Consider the following 18,211-nt stretch of genomic DNA (forward strand, 5'->3'; position numbering starts at 1 on the left):
TTTGTGATAGCAAGATAAGTGAAAAGCAGACCTAGGTCTGCTTTTTTTATGCTTGTGTGTTCAGGTTAAATTATCCGTGAGAACCGAGTTGCGTTAATCTGGTTTTGTAAATGAGCATCAAAACACATGCAGATGATGCGAATAAATAAGTTTCCCCGTTCAGTCACCGTAATTATGTTATTTTTAATATTGATCATGCCATCTGCTAAGAGTGGGTCGAGTGCTTTGAGTGCATCAACAAAGTAGCTGGCAAAATTGATCTGGAACTTATCTGCGATAGCGCGAGTATCAAGTTGAAAATGGCAAATCAATTGCTTGATCACTTCTGCGCGAATGACATCATCTTGGCTCAATTGCATTCCTTTACAGATAGCGCTACCTAATTGGTGTTCAATGTCATGATAATAGGCTTTTAACTGTTTTTGATTTTGCAAAATTGAGCTGCCAATTTGTGAGATTGATGACACCCCTAAGCCTAATAAATCACAGTTGCCATGAGTAGTATAACCTTGAAAGTTACGATGTAATTGCCCGCTATTTTGTGCAATTGCTAACTCATTACTGGTTTTTGCGAAGTGATCCATACCGATAAACTGATAACCGGCGTCACTCATTTGCTCAAGGGTGTTTTTAAACATAGTGAGCTTGTCGTGAGCGTTGGGTAAATCGGCATCTTTTATTTTTCGCTGTGCGGCAAAGCGCTCCGGCAAGTGCGCATAATTAAATACCGACACTCGATCAGGACTCAGGGCGATGAGTTGCTCAATAGTGGTTTTAAAGCTTTCGGGTGTTTGCAGTGGTAGGCCGTAAATCATATCCGCATTGATAGATTTAAAACCCAACTGGCGGGCTTCAGTGAGCAAGCTTTTTACCGCACTGGCACTTTGTGGACGATTTACAGCCAGCTGCACTGCGTCATTAAAGTCTTGAATACCAAAAGAGACACGATTAAAGCCTAAGAAACGCAAATGCTCGAGCATGCCATCGGCAAGTGAACGAGGGTCAATTTCAATACCGCGTTCAGCATCCACAGCAAAGTTAAACTGTTGTTCGAGTATGCCAATTAAACGTGCCATTTGTGCTGCGGTTAAAAAGGTGGGTGTTCCGCCGCCTAAATGCAATTGCTCTACTTGGTAGCCTGAAAAATGAGGGGCTTGTGCAATGATCTCTTGCTCTAAATAATCAAGATAAAGGTCTGCTTTTGACTGATGACGAGTGATCACTTTATTACAGCCGCAGTAGTAACAAAGCTGGCTACAAAATGGGATATGGATGTATAAAGAGAGGCTATTAGTTGATGATGAATTAATCGCGTTGATCAAATCATGCTGTTGGTAGCCCTCATTAAACGACAATGCGGTTGGGTAAGAGGTGTATCTTGGCCCTGAAATATTGTACTTATTTATTAAACTTTGATCCCACTTTGGTAAATTAATCATCACGCGCGCCTTTAATAAAGTTTGCATAATTATAAAAAAACCAACTTGACGGGGTATTGATCTATAACAAAAAAGAGTGCCATCACAGCACTCTTTTTATAGTTGTTGTAGGCCTAGAGTTTAAACTGATTGACGGTTTTATTGAGTGATGCTGCCAAATCATTGAGTTCACGCGCTTCGTCAGCAAGCTCTAAAGCATGATCCGCGGTATTATTTACTAAGTTATTAATTACCGCGAGACTGCTGTTGATATCCTCAGCAACCACCGTTTGCTGCTCGGTTGAGGTGGCAATGTGATGACTTTGATCTTGTACTTTAGTCACAGCATCGGCAATGTTTTGTAGTGCATCAAGCACTTCTTGCGTTTGTGTCACTGAGCTCTGTGCACGCTGTTGTCCTTGCTGCATCATAGTAGAAGCCTGCTGAGCAATTTGTTGCAAACGCGAGATCATATTGCGAATGTCATCGGTTGACTCTTGAGTGCGGCTCGCTAAGGAGCGAACTTCATCGGCAACCACCGCAAAGCCACGCCCTTGCTCACCAGCACGCGCAGCCTCTATTGCCGCATTAAGGGCCAGTAAGTTAGTTTGTTCTGCAATTGAGTTGATCACATCCACCACGGCGCCAATATTGCCACTTTCTTGCTCTAACCCAGCGACTACTTTGGACGCTTCGCCGATGTGATCGGCTAATGCGGTCATTACACTTTGCGCATTTTGCGAACGTTTCGCACCATCAACAGAGATGTGTTGTACTTCTTCTGCGGCATTGTTGGTGCGTTGTGCGTTACGAGAAATCTCCATCACGGTGGTGGCCATTTCTGTTACCGCGGCGCTAACGCTGTCGACTTGCTGTTTTTCTTGTTGAATTTCAGCATTGGTTTTTTGCGAGACTAAATTCAGTTGAGCTGCGGCATTGGTTAATTGCTTTGCTTGTTTTGCGGTATCTAGCATCATCACGCGCAGTTTATCGATAAAGGTATTCATATGGTGGGCGAGCTGGCCCACTTCATCTTTGCTATCAATAGTAATTTTTTGGGTTAAATCGCCCTCGCCAGAAGCTATATCGCGCATGATATGGGTGAGGGTAATAATCGGTTTTGAGATCATGTGGGTGGCCCATAAAATCATCGCGATTATGATTAATAAAATAATCAATACTGAAGTGGTCGTTGTTGTTACGGCTTGATTAACAGGTTCATCAATCATACTGCGTGGCACTAAAATACCCACATACCAATTTAAGTAAGGGTGTTCTAATTGCAGGCGGTTATACACAACAAAATATTCTTGGCCCTTAAAGGTAACGCTGGCATCGCCCTCGATGTTGTTTTTCATCAGTTGATTAAGTTCAGTAAAGCCTTGGGTATCGCTAAATTGTTTTTCTAGTTGCTCCAGACCTTCTTTGCCATTAGGTCCTTCATCAGTGATCGACAGCTTATGCTTGGTACGATTGGATAAGTGCACGACTTTTTGGTTGTCATCCAGTAAAAATCCGTAACCTTGGCCGTTAAAGCGAATATCTTCGACCATTTTGTTAATTTTATTGAGTTGTAAGTCAACACCGCCAAAACCAACTAATTCATTATCTTGGTTGTATACGGGTTGTTGCACTACTGCTGAGGCGTTGCGTGTTGTTAAATCAACGGAAATTGGCCCAACATATAAACGGTTAATCTTTAAGGCATCTATCCACCAACCGCGTTTATACGCATAATATGGCTCATTATTGTAGTGAGTGGTTCGTTCATTTTCTTTGAAGTATTCCCCGGTTTTTGCCGAGGCAAAAAAGGCCGATAAAATATTTTCGTCTTTGCTACTAATACGCACAAAGTCTTGGTTTATTTCATCATAGCCTGGCGCACCTTGTAGGGTTTGGTCACGTTTATCCCAATTATCAAACCAATTTACTAAATGCGGGTTATTGACAAATGTTGCGACCAGTTTGCCGTACTGAGCAAAATAACTTTTCATGGAAAGTTGTTCACTTTGTAGGTAGCTATGTGCTTCGCGCTCGATACTTTGCCGCGACAACGCGGCAATATGGTTAACAAAGTAGGCTGAGGCAATCAGTAATAAGACACTTATAGTGCCGCCGATCAGCAATAGTATTTTTTTTCTTAGGGATAGATTTTTAAGCATAAGTGCACACATTCTTATTATTTAGTAGAGTAAGCACTCTTATCTAATCATATCTTGGTACTTAGTGCTATGGTATGCGATAAGACAAGTTGACGGTATTTTATAAAATTGTAAGGGTGATGCTACGTAATGGGAACAAATAACGACCAGCTAGTTGTGCTAGGTGCGGGGTGGCTGGGTCAGCCATTGTGCTTACAACAGCAAGAAAAAGGCTGGGGTGTGCAAGGCACGCATCGCAGTAGTGAGCACCAACATGCTTTTCAACGCCAGTTGGTATTTGCAGATAATAAGCTGACTCATCAAGTTGATTTGCACAATGCCTGGTGGGTATGCTCAATACCCCCGCGAAGTCGACATGCTGATAGTCACTATTTAGAAACGTTGACACTCGCGATTGAACTTGCCAACGCCATGCAGGCAAAAGGCTTTTTATTATGCTCATCAACTGCTGTGTACGACCAAGATAATGCAATTTATACTGAACAAAGTGTAGTAAAGGCAACCACAGCTAGGCAGCAGCCGTTAATCGCAGCGGAGCAACTTATACTTGATGCGGGTGGCAAAGTACTTAGATTAGGCGGTTTAATTGGCCCTAACCGCGAACCGGGGCGATTTGTGGCTGGCAAAGAATTACGAGGCTCTAGTAGACAAACAGTTAATATGGTGCAGCAACAAGATGTGATTAATGCGATTATCACTGTGTTGGATAATTGGCAGCTTGCTGCGCCAATTTACAATGTGGTTAATCCGGCTCATCCAAGCAAAGCAGATTATTACCAGCAGAAGTGTCAGCAGTATGGCACGCAAGCGCCTACCTTTATGAGTGACAAAATAGCCGAACGCATCATCGATGGTTCGGCTATTGAACAGTTAGGTTTTAATTATCAATTTGATATTTAAAACGAAGGTAAAATACCCGCAGGCAACAAGCTACATAGTTTTCCTTGTTGCAATAACGTATTAGCAGCTTCGATATCAGGGCCAAAATAACGGTCCTTATCGTAGTAGCTGACCTTTTCACGCAAGATAGCTTTCGCTAGCTCTACTTTTTCAGAAGCTGTTAATGGCTTTCTAAACTCCAGCCCTTGCGCTGAGGCAAGCCATTCAATAGCTAATACACCTTGGGTGTTATTAGCCATTTCACCAAGACGACGCGCCGCAAAGGTAGCCATAGAAACATGGTCTTCTTGGTTTGCTGAGGTTGGTAGGCTATCTACAGAAGCAGGGTGTGCCAGTGATTTATTTTCAGATGCCAGTGCTGCTGCGGTTACTTGTGCAATCATAAAGCCTGAATTTACACCGCCATTTTCAACTAAAAACGGTGGTAGTTTTGATAGGTTTGAATCAATCAATAAGGCAATTCGACGCTCCGCAAGTGCACCGATTTCAGCAATCGCTAACGCTAAGTTATCGGCAGCCATTGCAACGGGCTCGGCATGAAAGTTACCGCCAGAAATAATATCGCCCACATCTGCAAACACTAATGGGTTATCGGTTACGCCATTTGACTCGCATAATAAAACTTCAGCAGCTTGGCGAATTTGCGTTAAACATGCGCCAAGTACTTGTGGCTGACAGCGTAAGCAGTAAGGGTCTTGTACTTTTTCACAATCGACATGGGCTTCACTGATCTGTGACTGTTCACTGAGTATATCGCGGAAGATTGCGGCGGTATCAATTTGTCCGCGTTGACCACGAATTTCATGAATACGTGCATCAAATGGTGAACGACTGCCCATTGCAGCTTCAATGCTGATTGAGCCAATCGCACAGCTTTGTGCATACAAATCTTCGGCGCGGAATAAGCCTTGTAATGCAAAAGCCGTGGAAGCTTGGGTGCCGTTCAGTAGGGCTAGGCCTTCTTTGGCAGCTAAAGTGAGTGGCTCAAGCTTGGCAATTTTTAGGCCTTCGGCGGCGCTTATTAATTTACCTTGATGGCGCATTTCGCCTTCACCCAGTAACGGTAAGCACATGTGTGACAGTGGTGCTAAATCACCTGATGCCCCAACAGAGCCTTTTTTAGGCACGCAAGGGTAAACTTCGGCCTCTAGCAGTTGCATAAAAAACTCAATCACTTTCAATCGAATACCTGAAAAACCACGTGATAAAGAGTTAATTTTTAGCACCATCATTAAGCGTACTGTGCTGTCGTCCATGTATTCGCCGATACCCGCCGCATGAGAAAGCACAATAGAGCTCTGTAATAACTCAAGTTCATGCTCGGCAATTTTTGTGTTAGCCAGTAAGCCAAAGCCGGTGTTAATACCGTAAACAGTGCGCTGTTGATCAATCACATCTTGCACGGTTTGTGCACTTGCTGCGATGTTGATGTCGCTATCTTTAGCAAGACTTAATGTTACCGGTGAAAGATTAATTTTACGCAGTGTCGCCAAGTCGAGCTGGCCGGGTGTGAGAGTATATTCAAACATGGTTATTCCTTATTCAACATAGGTAAGTCGAGGCCTTGCTCGTTCGCGCAATTAATTGCAATATCGTAGCCTGCGTCAGCATGGCGCATAACACCAGTGGCAGGATCATTCCATAACACACGGCCCACTCTAGCGGCGGCTTCATCTGTACCATCGGCAACAATCACCACGCCTGAGTGTTGGCTAAAGCCCATACCTACACCACCACCATGATGTAGCGATACCCAAGTCGCACCGCCGGCAGTATTAAGTAGTGCGTTTAATAATGGCCAATCAGATACCGCATCTGAACCGTCTTTCATCGCTTCAGTTTCACGGTTAGGACTGGCTACTGAGCCAGAATCTAAGTGATCACGGCCAATCACGACTGGCGCTTTTAATTCACCATTTTTAACCATTTCATTAAACGCCAGTGCTAAACGGGCACGGTCTTTTAAGCCAACCCAGCAAATACGCGCAGGTAAACCTTGGAACTGAATGCGCTCGCGGGCCATATCAAGCCAGTTGTGCAAATGCTTATCATCTGGAATGAGCTCTTTAACTTTAGCATCGGTTTTATAAATATCCTCTGGATCGCCAGATAATGCTACCCAACGGAATGGACCAATGCCTTCACAAAATAACGGGCGGATATAAGCTGGTACAAAACCTGGGAAATCAAAGGCATTAGTAACACCTTCTTCAAACGCCATTTGGCGAATGTTGTTACCATAGTCAGTAGTTGCTGCGCCTGCTTGTTGCAGAGCTAGCATTGCCGTAACTTGTACAGCCATTGATTGTTTGGCGGCTTTAACCACAGCTTGTGGATCTTGCTCACGCATTTTAGCCGCGTGCGCCATGCTCCAATCTTGTGGTAAATATCCGTTGAGTGGATCGTGGGCTGACGTTTGATCGGTGACAACATCAGGCGTAATTTTGCGTTTTACTAACTCGCTAAATACGTCGGCAGCATTACCGAGTAAACCGACTGACAACGCTTCGCCTTTTGCGCATGCGCCGTTGATAAGCTCTAGGGCATGGTCTAAATCGGTTGCTTTAACGTCGACATAGCGGGTTTTAATACGAAAATCGATACGTGTCTCATCACATTCAACCACTAAGGCGCTAAAGCCTGCCATGGTTGCTGCAAGTGGTTGCGCACCACCCATGCCACCTAAACCACCGGTTAATACCCATTTACCTTTGGCATCACCGTTAAAGTGTTGTTTTGCCATAGCGACAAAGGTTTCGTAGGTACCTTGTACTATGCCTTGCGAGCCAATATAAATCCAAGAGCCCGCAGTCATTTGCCCGTACATCATCAAACCTAGCTTATCGAGCTCATTAAAATGTTCCCAATTAGCCCAGTGTGGCACTAAGTTTGAGTTGGCAATTAATACTCGCGGTGCATTGCTATGGGTTTTAAATACCCCAACTGGCTTACCTGATTGAACCAAAAGCGTTTCGTCGTCTTCAAGTCTATCTAAAGTTTCGATGATTTTATCAAAACAAGGCCAATCACGGGCTGCACGACCAATGCCGCCATATACAACAAGTGCATGTGGGTGCTCTGCCACCTCTGGATCGAGGTTATTCATTAACATACGCTTAGCCGCTTCGGTGAGCCAGCTTTTAGCGCTGATCTTATCGCCATGTGGCGCGCGGATCACACGCGATTCGTCAAGTCTATTGTTCATGGAGTACTCCTGTTGTATATACAAGCTTGTTAGTTACAAAAAATACGCAACTAAGCGCATCTTTTTGATGTTAATAATCTTTTTAGTGTTGCTTTTTAAAAGTTAAGTGGCCACCTAGGCGGTATTTACTACCAGGGGACACTAACCGAGCAAAGCTAACAATACCTGCGGATGACCAAGTTCGGCGGATCACCTGCAAGCATGGTTCTTCATGGTATAAGTTCAGCCACTGACACATTTCATTATTTGGCATAATGGCTTCAACAGTGTGGCGCGCTTCAGTCAGCGGTGCCACACTCGATAAATATTCATGCGGTGTTAAAGTGGTAAAATCTTGTTGTAAGTAACTTTGTGCCAGTGCTGGATTAACAAAACGTTCCTCCACTTGAAGTGGTTGCTCATTCTCGTTATGCACTAGCACACTGCGAAATACCACACTGTCTACTTCAACACCTAATGCAATGGCAATCGGTGCCACAGCGCTGATTGATTCAAGCACTAAAACGGTACAACTGTAATTACCATTACGTGCTTTAACTTCATCCGCTATATTTTTAATTTCAAGTAACGATGACTGCGATTTAAAACTGGCAACAAATGTGCCTAAACCTTGGCTGCGAGTAAGAATACCAGCTTCGGTTAATTCGCTTAAGGCACGGCGAGCAGTCATGCGGCTAACACTAAATTGTTCGGCTAATTCGTTTTCAGAAGGCACCCGTTGGTTTTCAAGCCAAGCGGATGATCGAATATTATCAACAATAAATTGCTTTATTTGCGCGAACTTAGGTGTCGTCATGTGCTGATCTACAGTTTTCATTTAATTAAATACTGGCTATAAGATGGCACATTTATCTTGTATATACAAGATAGCTTGTTAGACTGATTAAAACATTTTTTAAGGGCTGCTATGACTAACGTAACTGCAAACAACCACTGCAACGAATGGGATTTACTGATCACCGATGCCAATATTGCCACTATGGATAGCAATATTGATGCACCTTATGGGGCAATTGAACATGCTGCACTGGCGATTAAAGATGGCCATATAGCATGGCTTGGCAAGCAAACTGAATTACCCTCGTTTGATGCACTCGCAACGCCGATCATTTCAGCAAAGGGGCAATGGCTCACCCCAGGATTAATTGATTGTCATACCCACTTAGTGTTTGCAGGATCGCGAGCAGAAGAGTTTGAGCAGCGCTTACAAGGTGTGAGTTATGAGCAAATAGCAGCGCAGGGCGGTGGTATCGCAAGTACTGTAACAGCCACCCGTGCGGCTGATCATGAAACCTTATTTGTTTTAGCGAAAGATCGCTTAAATGCGCTGTATAGCGAAGGCGTGACAACGGTTGAAATTAAATCGGGTTACGGTTTAGATTGCGAAAATGAAGTTAAAATTCTCGAAGTAGCCCGGTTACTTGGTGAAAATCACCCCGTTGATGTAAAAACGACCTTTTTAGGGGCACATGCTTTGCCACCTGAATACCAAGGCCGCAGTGATGAATACATTGAGTTGGTGTGTAATGACATGCTAACGCAAGTGGTTGCGGGTAATTTGGCCGATGCTGTGGATGTATTTTGTGAAAATGTGGGATTTAGTCATGCGCAAACTCGCCGTGTATTTGCAGCGGCCACTAAACATGGTTTGCCGGTGAAATGCCACGCCGAACAATTATCAAATCAACATGGCGCCGAGCTTGTTGCCGAGTTTAAGGGCTTGTCGGCGGATCATATCGAGCATTTAGATGAGCAGGGCGTAAAAGCGATGGCTGCTGCTGGAACCGTGGCGGTGTTATTACCCGGTGCATTTTACTTTTTACGTGAAACTAAACAGCCGCCAATAGCGTTATTAAAGCAATATAAAGTGCCTATGGCTATCTCCACAGACTTTAACCCAGGTACATCACCCTTGTGTTCTTTGCAATTAATGATGAATATGGGCTGCACCTTATTTAGGTTAACACCAGAAGAAACCTTGGCTGGCGTCACCAAAAACGCAGCTAAAGCCCTTGGTTTAAGTGATCGTGGCGTACTAAAAGTGGGTATGCGCGCCGATATAGCACATTGGCAGATATCCCATCCCGCGCAATTAAGTTACCAGTTAGGCGTAAATAAACTGTTAAATTTGTGGGTTTTGGGTAGACTAAACTAATCTGGTTTAACGTTGTACTGAAAAGATGTTTTTAATTGCGCTATTAACAAACACAGGACTTGAATATACCGCAGGGAGCGCATTACTAAATCACCCACAATTACCTGTTTTTTTAGCCGGTGCGGTTTTAATGGCGATGATCTGCGCGTTATGCGTGGTGCAAAAGCCATTATTACGCCTTAGTTATTTAATCAATAGCGTGCTAGCGCTGGCCATATTAAGCAACGAGCTAAACTTTTTAGAGCTATTATTTGCAGTCAGTATTGGCCTGCACTTATGGTTAGCCTTCTCGCAAAATAAATGGACTATGCTTACCCTGAGTTGCTGCTCTGCATTAGTATTTACAGTGCTGTTATCCGCTCATTTATTATTGGATTTACCGCTGTATTTAATTGCTCTGGCGAGCATTGTATTGGCGATGTCAGGCTATTTTACTGATGAAGAATTAGCAATTGCTACAGATGATGTGACGCAGCTTAATAATGCCAATTATATGGAACCTGCGCCGTTATTAAACTTACCTAACATTAAATTGCTGCGCCAAGGTTATTACGATTGGCGTAAAGATAACCAACAGCGGGCAGCCTTAGTGGTGTTTCGTTTAGAAGGATTTGCGCAAGTTAACCAGCATATTGGTCGTGATTTTGGTGACTTATTACTCGCACAGTCGGCAAATCGCATTAAACAGCTGCTACTTATTGAAGAAGTTATTAGTTTAGATGGGGAGCAAAAGTTAGCACACTTAGGTGGCCTTAACTTTGCTTTTATCTGCAACTTAGCACAGCAAAAACATTTACATGAACAGTTAATCAATCAAATATTAGGAGCAACTGTAAAACCTTTCAATGTGGCTAATTGCACTATCAAAGTAAGCGCGCGGGCGAGTTTTGTTGACTGTGATGAGCAAGAAAATAGTTTTAATAATTTAGTTTCATTTGCTTTCCTCGCATTAGATAGCCACCCTAAACAGCAAGTGGTGGCCTACCATCAGCAAATGAAAATAGAGCAACTAGAGCAACAAGCCCGCTTGCACGAATTAGCCAATATAGATTTTTCCAGCGAACTTGAATTGTATTTCCAGCCGATTATTTGCAATCAACACGATAACATTGAGTTTTTAGAGTTATTGTTACGTTGGCAGCATCCACGACAAGGAATTTTATCCGCCAACCGTTTTATAGATGACATACGTGTCGCAGGGCTTGCCTATCCATTAGCAACCTTTGTGATCGAGCGTGCAGCGGAGCTGGCAATGGCACTGCGCATGGAAGGTATCAGCATGCCTTTAAGTATTAATTTATTCGGCTCTGAAATGCTAAATGAAGAGTTTATCGAGTTTGTTGACCGTATCTTTGTGGAACATCAGCTACAAGCTGGAGATCTCATTGTAGAGTGCCCACTTAATCTATTTATGAGTTTAGATGATCAAGGCAAAGCCATGGTGGCGCGCATTAATAGTATAGGTATTAAAATCTGTGTTGATGGTCTTGGCGACAGCCCAATCTGGTTAGCTAAATTGCCGAATCTAGCCGTTGAATATGTAAAAATAGCCCCTGCATTAACCGCTGACTTTAGCCAGCAAAGCCATGTTCGTAGTTTGATCAGCGGTATGGTCGATATGCACAATCAGCAAAATGCTAAAGTTATCTGCGAAGGTGTTGAAACCCGTGAACAGCTAAACTTTGTAAAAAGCCTAAATACTTATGCTGCACAAGGGTATTACTTTAGTCATCCATTAAGTAGCGTGGGTATGATTTCATGGCTTAGGCAATGGCAAATAGAGCACCAATAGCCGCTATGCATGCTCTCTAGCTTGTAGGTATGCATTCACAAGCGCGGTGATTATTTGCCCTGCATCACTGATTCCTGCTTGCATCCCACTGGGGTGTTGGTTTGGGGCCGCTTCACATAAATGTAGGTAATGGCTGTTAATTTGACTGGCAGCCAAATGCACAAAATGTTCGGCGTCACTAACACTAAAACCACAGTTTGTGTAAGCACTGACAGGCATTAATGAAATACTATCTAAATCAACTTCCACACCAAGAGGGGCATGAGTTAGGGTTGCAAGAGCTTGTTGGCATGCTTCAGTAAGGGTTTTCTCGCGTCTTACTTGCAGCGCTTGGTAGCTGTCGTAATTAAATTGCGCAGTAGCTAAGGCATCTATAATCGCTTGGTTATTCTTTAGCTCATGCATACCAATCACATGGTAATGACCAAGGTGTTGCTCGTTGTAAGCATAGCGAAAGCCATTACCACTGTGGCGACCTTCACAATCACGAAAATCAGCATGAGGATCAAAGTTAATTGCATTGATAGCTGTTTGTTTGTGTTTGCTAAGTGCGCGAATAATACCTAAGCAATTATTATGGCCACCGCCAATCACGATAGGCTCAAGGCCAGCGGCAAAAATCAAGCTCAGCACTTGCTCAACACGTTGATCAAGTTGGGCGCATAACTCGCGTAATTGCGCTAATTGTTGAGGGTTTTGGTTTGATAAATCGCGCGCTGCTTGGGTTAAATCGTTAATTGCGACTTCGCCTAATAACAACACTTTTTCGTTCGCTAAAAATTGGTTATCAGGTTGATTTAAAAAGCGTTTGAGGAATGCTTGCCAACCATCTTCGGCACCACCATTACCTAAGTTAGCTCGTGGGCCAATATCTTCACAAATACCCAATAGAACATACTTAATACCAAATTGTGCGGCATCTTGCATGGCTTGCAGTGGCTCAACATGGGTGTCGAGTAGGGCGATAGATTGCCACGCTTTCTTTTCGTTGGCGCGACTGTTACACCATGGTTTAACAGTCGCTTCGTCATAAATATGGAGATGGTTTGCCACTGCTTATTCTTCTACAATTTCCAGTTCAAGTTCTTCTGCTGATAACACAATACCTGTACTGTCGGCGTAGATAAAATCATCATCAAAAAATGATACTCCGGCAAAGTTTACACCAATGCCATCTTCACCGGCACCTGTGCTGTCTGCTGCAACTGGAATAGACGCAATGGCTTGAATGCCTAAATCAAGTTCTTCAAGCTCATCAACATGGCGTACTGCGCCATAAACCACAATACCTTGCCAATTGTTTTCAATGGCTAGTTCTGCAAGCTCAATGTCAATGAGCGCACGACGCGTCGAGCCACCACCATCGATTAGTAATACGCACTCTTCGCCATCTTGAGAGAGTATATCGCGGATCAGTTCATTATTTTCAAAACATTTAACGGTTTTAATACGGCCACTAAAGTTGTGACGACCGCCAAAATTAATGAACATAGGTTCGAGCACATCGACCACATCGGCAAAGTGATCGCATAAATCTGAAGTGCTGTAATCCATTTTTCTATCCTTATCTAAAGATACGTGAGCTGAACTTTAGTATACCTTGCTTAATTGCAATAACAACGATTTAATCGTAGTAAATTGCGCTCTTTTTAAACAATTATTGCGCTAAAACAGCAAAAGCAACATTAGTGTCTTAAAAGCGTCACTCAATTGTTATTTTCACCGCCTAAGCTGAAATTGTGTACAGAGTTTACACAGTAAAGGAGCAAGTGATGAATGAGAACAACATGCTAAAAAAAGTGGCTCAGCTGGATCAAAGTTTATTTTTGATGGTGTTTAATGGCAATGCCCCAACATGGGTAAAAAATTCTGCATTAGGTTTCTCTAAAACAGGCAATGGAGGGCTTTATGTGTTAATCGCCGTCGGCTTTGGCTGGCTTAGTAATGAACCAGAATTACAATTAATGGCGATGACGCTATTACTAGGCTTTTTAATTGAACGTCCCATATATTTTGTCGCAAAAAACAGTTTTGCCAGAATCAGGCCGTGTGATGGCTTAATTAAAGGCGCTTATATTGTTCCTAGTGATAAATTTAGCTTACCGTCTGGGCATAGTGCTGGGGCATTTTTAGTCGCAGTTGTATTAGCTCAGTACTTTCCAGAGTTTGTTAGCCTGTGGTTTTTATGGGCTGTATGTGTTGCGGCATCTCGGGTGTTACTTGGCGTACATTTTCCTGTTGATGTAGTACTTGGTGCATTAATGGGCAGCAGTTGTGGTTTATTAGCAATCTTAATCGTGGCGACTTTATGAGAATACTGTATGGCATCCAAGGGACTGGCAATGGTCATGTCACCCGTGCGCGAGTGATGGCAAATGCATTCAAGCAAATGGGGGTTGAGGTTGATTATGTGTTTTCAGGTCGCACTCAGCAAAATTACTTTGATATGGACGAGTTTGCAAATTACCGTAGTTTTCGAGGTTTATCCTTCAGTACTAAAAATGGCCAAGTAAATAGTTATCAGACAGTAAAAAATACCCGGCTATGTAAATTACTTCGAGATATAAAATTGCTTGATGTATCAGGCTATGATTTTGTCTTTAACGACTTTGAACCTATCACTGCATGGGCAGCAAAACGTCAAGGTGTGCCTGTTATTGGCATGAGCCATCAAGCTGCGTTTTTGTCGCCTAAAGTACCGATGTTTGGCCACAGTTTGTTGCGCCGCTCATTTATTAAATATTATGCCCCCGCGGATATTTATTTGGGGGTGCATTGGCAACCTTTCGCACAAAATATCATTCCGCCATTTATTGCTCACCATCAACACAATAATCCAGTTAATGTTGATAATAAAGTGTTGGTGTATCTTCCGTTTGAAGATCTCAACAGTGTGGTTGATTACTTGCGAGATTTTCCTGAAAAAGAATTTTACTGCTATCACCCGCAAGCAGACAATACTTCAACTGGGCACATTCATTTGCGAAGCCCCGCCCGTAATGGTTTTTTAAATGACTTAGCAAACGCCTCAGGTGTGATCGCCAATGCCGGGTTTGAGCTTTCGAGTGAGGCATTAAAGCTAGGTAAAAAACTGTTATTAAAACCGTTGGCTGGGCAGTTTGAACAAGCTGCCAATGCCCAAACATTACTGGCAATGAAAGCGGCTCACATCATGAATTACTTAAACCCTAATGCTTTGGATGATTGGATCAATAGTAAAAGCCACAAACAAATTAATTTTCCTAGCGATCCGCAGCCATTAGTTGATTGGCTAGCGGCAAAACAATGGAGTAACACCGAGGAATTACATCAAAACTTATGGTCTGCGGTAAGTTAACCCCTAATTTAGCTAAGTTTTTTTAGAGCATCATAGTAAATAGAGCAATAATGTAAGCTAACTATTCGTTATTTAACTATACTATTTACAGTGAATTATTTTTAAAGGCTGTTGTTAATGGGTTTACTCCAAAATTTGACTATTAAGCGTCGCTTACAAGTCAATGCACTCGTAGTTGGTCTTGCGATGGTAGTTATGTTGTGCGTTATTATTTATGAAGCACGCATAAGCTAAAACTAAACGAAACGATTCAATACGCGGAAGAGCTTGATATACATGAACTCTCTATGCGTAAGTACGAAAAAGATTTTTTGTTTTACAAACAAGAAAGTAGTTTAGAGTTGTTCGCACAAGAATATGAGCAACTAAAATATAAAATTAGTATGTTAACTGAGCTCTCACGTGAGCTTGATATCGCCACTGCGCAAGTGGAGCAATTTGCCATCCTTGCTAAGCAGTATAATGATGATTTTCAAAAGGTTGTAAAATTACAAAAGAAAATAGGTTTACACCCCAAAGATGCCTTGTATGGTGAACTACGAGATGCGGTTCATAAAATTGAGACTTTGCTGGATGAGCAAGATAACTACCATTTACTGAGCTTAATGTTACAGCTAAGGCGCTCTGAAAAAGATTTTATGCTGCGCTTTGATCTGAAATACTTAGCCAGTTTTGAAGGCGGTGTAGTGCAGTTAGAGCGTCAAATTCGCAATGAAAACTTGGCTTCAAGTGACCAGTCAGAGCTATTACGTTTACTTGCAGTTTATAACAGTAAGTTTAAATCGTTAGTTGATGCGCAAGTTGCATTAGGTCTGGATTTGAATTCTGGTGCGCTCGGTAGAATGAGAGACAGCGTCAAACAAAGTGATGATTTAGTCACTTTAATTACGACCGCAACGAAGCAACAAGTTGAATCTACCGCAGCACAAGCGCAAATGATCGCCATCATCATTTTTATTGTGGCCAGTTTGCTGGTGATGATTTTAGTCTACTTGACGAGTCGTTCGATCATTGTTCCTATTGAGCGGGTTTACCATACGATTAATGAAATTCGCCGCAACAATGATTTACGCCTTACTATAGAGCACAGCGGTAAAGACGAAGTCACCATCATGACGATTGATTTTAATAGTCTTATAAATGATTTCAAAAAACTGATCTACGAAGTGAATACCGCTTTAACCACGCTAAATATAGCGACCGATCACTTATCGGAAACCACCGCCGCCACCAGTTCAGGTATGCAAGAGCAGTTACATGAAGCGGATATGGTAGCAACGGCTGCCACTGAAATGCAGGCGACTATTCAGGATATTTCTCATAATACTGAGGCCGCAGCTAAAAAAGCTGAATCAACTAACCAAAGTGCGCAACAAGGACGTAAAGAAGTAGAGGCCACGGTTAAGCAAATTAAGCAGTTGTCTGATTCATTAGGTAACGCATCAACGGTCGTATCACAACTTGAAAAAGACGGCGAAACCATTGGTTCAGTATTAGATGTAATTCGGGGTATCGCGGAACAAACGAATTTACTCGCACTTAATGCAGCCATTGAAGCGGCGCGTGCTGGTGAACAAGGTCGCGGCTTCGCAGTGGTCGCCGATGAAGTTCGCTCACTTGCTCAGAAAACAAAGAAGACACCCATCCTAAAGTTTGTATTTCCCCTATTTTTTACTAGCTTTAAATTAGAAAACAAAGAAGACACCCATCCTAAAGTTTGTATTTCCCCTATTTTTTACTAGCTTTAAATTAGTATGAAAAACAAACAGGGTGTTCCATGGCAATTGCAAGAAAGCGTCAAGTAAGTTTGGTTGATACAAAATACTATCATTGTATTTCTCGGTGTGTACGCCGTGCTTTTTTATGCGGTGAAGACCGTTTTACAGGTCAGTCCTATGAGCACCGCAGGGGCTGGGTAGAAGATAAACTACTCGCCTTGGCTAAGGTATTTTGCATTGATGTGTGTGCCTATGCAGTGATGAGCAACCACACGCATTTAGTACTGTACGTTGATGATAAAAAAGCAAATAGGCTTAATGACAAAGCCATTATTCTACGCTGGCATAAGCTGTGTAAAGGCACGTTATTGACGAAAAAGTATTTGCAAGGTGAAAAATTGAGTAAATCAGAGTTCATCTTTTTTAATCAAACGGTTGAGCAATATCGAGAGCGGTTATCCAGTATTAGCTGGTTTATGCGGTTGTTAAATGAAGATATTGCCCGCAGAGCCAATAAAGAAGATAACTGCACAGGCCGATTCTGGGAAGGTCGCTTTAAATCACAAGCTCTACTAGATGAAGCTGCACTTGCAGCGTGTATGGCGTATGTCGATTTAAACCCAATCCGCGCCAAAATAGCGAACACCCCAGAGAAATCAATCTACACCAGCGTACAAAAACGTATTGAAAGCGCATCAACAGGCAAGCAACCTAAAAAGTTATTACGTTTTGCTGGCATGCCGTGTCAGATAATGCCGAAAGGCCTGCCTTTTGAGCTTAAATCGTATCTTGAACTTATTGAATTAACTGGGCGCTGCGTTAGGGAAGGGAAACGGGGTTATATCGAAAGTAGTCATTTACCATTATTAGAGCGTGTAAATATTTCGCCCGAAAACTGGTTAAAACTGACCACGCAATTTACCCGCGTATTTCATGGTGCAGTGGGTAGGGCGGCAGCACAAGAAAGCTATTGTGAAAATCTGAAGAGAAAACGACGTAGCAACGTTAGCAACAGCGAAAAACTACTGGCCTAGTACTTATACCCAGCTAAAACGTCAAATATTGTCCCAAGGCAAGGGATTGCATGTCAGTAAGTTAGGACTTGTCGAATAAAAGCTTCCCGAGATAATTATAAGTGTAATTTTGAATGAGTTTTAGGCGGTAAATTGATTTGATGTGAACTTATTTGGTGCTATTTTTAGGCGATTTTAAAGTGGGTGTCACTTTTAGTTCTTTTGTCTTGAGAATAAAGCAAAAGGTAAAGAAACCAGTATCGACCGCACTAGACGTTTATTTTATGTGACTTGCAGTAGATCAGAAGAAAGTCTGGCGATCATTGCTTACACCAGCGAGCCTATTAAAGTGAAGGAAAATGCTTTAAGACAAAAATGGTTTGCGGAGGAGGAAATTGTCACATTGTAGTATCAATATTTACCCTCACCATGCTTAAATAATCGATAATCTAACACGAATATTACTAAGCGATTGAATCAAAATAGCAACTCCGCTATGGTTAAACCATCA

At 42.5% G+C, this 18,211-nt stretch carries 13 protein-coding genes and 1 pseudogene; 7 read left to right on the forward strand and 7 right to left on the reverse strand.

The genetic code is table 11. The features are described from left to right. Window positions 1–65 precede the first annotated feature (65 nt). Together hemN and NDQ71_RS14110 are read right to left on the reverse strand one after the other, a co-directional pair. Entirely contained in the window at window positions 66–1,439 is a 1,374-nt protein-coding gene (gene hemN / locus NDQ71_RS14105; RefSeq protein WP_283709559.1) for an oxygen-independent coproporphyrinogen III oxidase, read from the reverse strand. Between the two features lie 113 nt (window positions 1,440–1,552). After that, window positions 1,553–3,580: a methyl-accepting chemotaxis protein gene (locus NDQ71_RS14110; RefSeq protein ID WP_301561751.1), complete on the reverse strand. Its 2,028-nt coding sequence runs from the start codon at window positions 3,578–3,580 to the stop codon at window positions 1,553–1,555. A 129-nt stretch (window positions 3,581–3,709) separates the two neighbouring features. Here NDQ71_RS14110 and NDQ71_RS14115 point away from each other — a divergent pair, with 129 nt between their 5' ends. After that, the gene (locus NDQ71_RS14115; RefSeq protein ID WP_301561752.1) at window positions 3,710–4,480 is read left to right on the forward strand and encodes an NADP-binding protein; all 771 of its coding nucleotides are present in this window, start codon (window positions 3,710–3,712) and stop codon (window positions 4,478–4,480) included. On the opposite strand, the gene hutH is transcribed toward NDQ71_RS14115, so the two are convergent. The 3 genes from hutH to hutC form a co-directional block, all read right to left on the reverse strand. Then, a complete protein-coding gene (gene hutH / locus NDQ71_RS14120) occupies window positions 4,477–6,009 on the reverse strand; it encodes a histidine ammonia-lyase (RefSeq protein ID WP_301561753.1) in 1,533 nt (510 codons plus the stop codon). The two genes, NDQ71_RS14115 and hutH, sit on opposite strands and share 4 nt — an antisense overlap. Window positions 6,010–6,011: 2 nt before the next feature. After that, the gene (gene hutU / locus NDQ71_RS14125; protein ID WP_301561754.1) at window positions 6,012–7,685 is read right to left on the reverse strand and encodes a urocanate hydratase; all 1,674 of its coding nucleotides are present in this window, start codon (window positions 7,683–7,685) and stop codon (window positions 6,012–6,014) included. Window positions 7,686–7,767: 82 nt separating this feature from the next. Further along, window positions 7,768–8,481, reverse strand: coding sequence for a histidine utilization repressor (gene hutC, locus NDQ71_RS14130; protein ID WP_064667433.1), 714 nt, complete (start codon window positions 8,479–8,481; stop codon window positions 7,768–7,770). 111 nt (window positions 8,482–8,592) lie between these two features. Between hutC and hutI the strand changes: the two genes are divergently transcribed. After that, the gene (hutI, locus tag NDQ71_RS14135; RefSeq protein WP_192541298.1) at window positions 8,593–9,840 is read left to right on the forward strand and encodes an imidazolonepropionase; all 1,248 of its coding nucleotides are present in this window, start codon (window positions 8,593–8,595) and stop codon (window positions 9,838–9,840) included. Window positions 9,841–9,970: 130 nt separating this feature from the next. Beyond that, the gene (locus NDQ71_RS14140) at window positions 9,971–11,632 is read left to right on the forward strand and encodes a GGDEF domain-containing phosphodiesterase (RefSeq protein ID WP_283711158.1); all 1,662 of its coding nucleotides are present in this window, start codon (window positions 9,971–9,973) and stop codon (window positions 11,630–11,632) included. A 3-nt stretch (window positions 11,633–11,635) separates the two neighbouring features. Here the strand turns inward: NDQ71_RS14140 and NDQ71_RS14145 are convergent, their stop codons facing one another. Continuing rightward, entirely contained in the window at window positions 11,636–12,685 is a 1,050-nt protein-coding gene (locus NDQ71_RS14145) for a formimidoylglutamase (protein WP_283709555.1), read from the reverse strand. 3 nt (window positions 12,686–12,688) lie between these two features. Then, complete coding sequence (gene rraA / locus NDQ71_RS14150) at window positions 12,689–13,186, reverse strand: ribonuclease E activity regulator RraA (RefSeq protein ID WP_064667360.1); 498 nt, start codon at window positions 13,184–13,186, stop codon at window positions 12,689–12,691. Between the two features lie 218 nt (window positions 13,187–13,404). Here rraA and NDQ71_RS14155 point away from each other — a divergent pair, with 218 nt between their 5' ends. The 4 genes and pseudogenes from NDQ71_RS14155 (at window position 13,405) to NDQ71_RS14170 (ending at window position 17,721) form a co-directional block, all read left to right on the forward strand. Next, on the forward strand, window positions 13,405–13,944 hold the full coding sequence (locus NDQ71_RS14155; RefSeq protein ID WP_301561755.1) for a phosphatase PAP2 family protein: 540 nt from the start codon (window positions 13,405–13,407) through the stop codon (window positions 13,942–13,944). Continuing rightward, window positions 13,941–14,969 (forward strand): MJ1255/VC2487 family glycosyltransferase, encoded by a 1,029-nt coding sequence (locus tag NDQ71_RS14160; protein WP_064667361.1) that lies wholly within the window; start codon window positions 13,941–13,943, stop codon window positions 14,967–14,969. The genes NDQ71_RS14155 and NDQ71_RS14160 overlap by 4 nt, the downstream gene beginning before the upstream one ends. Before the next feature lie 117 nt (window positions 14,970–15,086). Then, a pseudogene (locus NDQ71_RS14165) lies at window positions 15,087–16,606 on the forward strand (methyl-accepting chemotaxis protein); the annotation flags it as partial. Window positions 16,607–16,746: 140 nt separating this feature from the next. Then, window positions 16,747–17,721 carry a transposase gene (locus NDQ71_RS14170; RefSeq protein WP_064667367.1) on the forward strand — a complete coding sequence of 325 codons (975 nt, stop codon included), beginning with the start codon at window positions 16,747–16,749 and terminating at the stop codon, window positions 17,719–17,721. Window positions 17,722–18,211: the final 490 nt, after the last annotated feature.

Source organism: Pseudoalteromonas sp. KG3 (assembly GCF_030436385.1).
Taxonomy (GTDB): domain Bacteria; phylum Pseudomonadota; class Gammaproteobacteria; order Enterobacterales; family Alteromonadaceae; genus Pseudoalteromonas; species Pseudoalteromonas prydzensis.

Excerpts from the sequence above, each read along its gene's own strand:
- hutC (WP_064667433.1), bottom strand. The coding sequence starts at position 8,481 with ATGACGACACCTAAGTTCGCGCAAATAAAGCAATTTATTGTTGATAAT.
- NDQ71_RS14170 (WP_064667367.1), top strand. The coding sequence starts at position 16,747 with ATGGCAATTGCAAGAAAGCGTCAAGTAAGTTTGGTTGATACAAAATAC.
- NDQ71_RS14115 (WP_301561752.1), top strand. The coding sequence starts at position 3,710 with ATGGGAACAAATAACGACCAGCTAGTTGTGCTAGGTGCGGGGTGGCTG.
- NDQ71_RS14155 (WP_301561755.1), top strand. The coding sequence starts at position 13,405 with ATGAATGAGAACAACATGCTAAAAAAAGTGGCTCAGCTGGATCAAAGT.
- hutI (WP_192541298.1), top strand. The coding sequence starts at position 8,593 with ATGACTAACGTAACTGCAAACAACCACTGCAACGAATGGGATTTACTG.
- hemN (WP_283709559.1), bottom strand. The coding sequence starts at position 1,439 with ATGATTAATTTACCAAAGTGGGATCAAAGTTTAATAAATAAGTACAAT.
- NDQ71_RS14110 (WP_301561751.1), bottom strand. The coding sequence starts at position 3,580 with ATGCTTAAAAATCTATCCCTAAGAAAAAAAATACTATTGCTGATCGGC.
- hutH (WP_301561753.1), bottom strand. The coding sequence starts at position 6,009 with ATGTTTGAATATACTCTCACACCCGGCCAGCTCGACTTGGCGACACTG.
- rraA (WP_064667360.1), bottom strand. The coding sequence starts at position 13,186 with ATGGATTACAGCACTTCAGATTTATGCGATCACTTTGCCGATGTGGTC.
- NDQ71_RS14140 (WP_283711158.1), top strand. The coding sequence starts at position 9,971 with ATGGCGATGATCTGCGCGTTATGCGTGGTGCAAAAGCCATTATTACGC.
- hutU (WP_301561754.1), bottom strand. The coding sequence starts at position 7,685 with ATGAACAATAGACTTGACGAATCGCGTGTGATCCGCGCGCCACATGGC.
- NDQ71_RS14160 (WP_064667361.1), top strand. The coding sequence starts at position 13,941 with ATGAGAATACTGTATGGCATCCAAGGGACTGGCAATGGTCATGTCACC.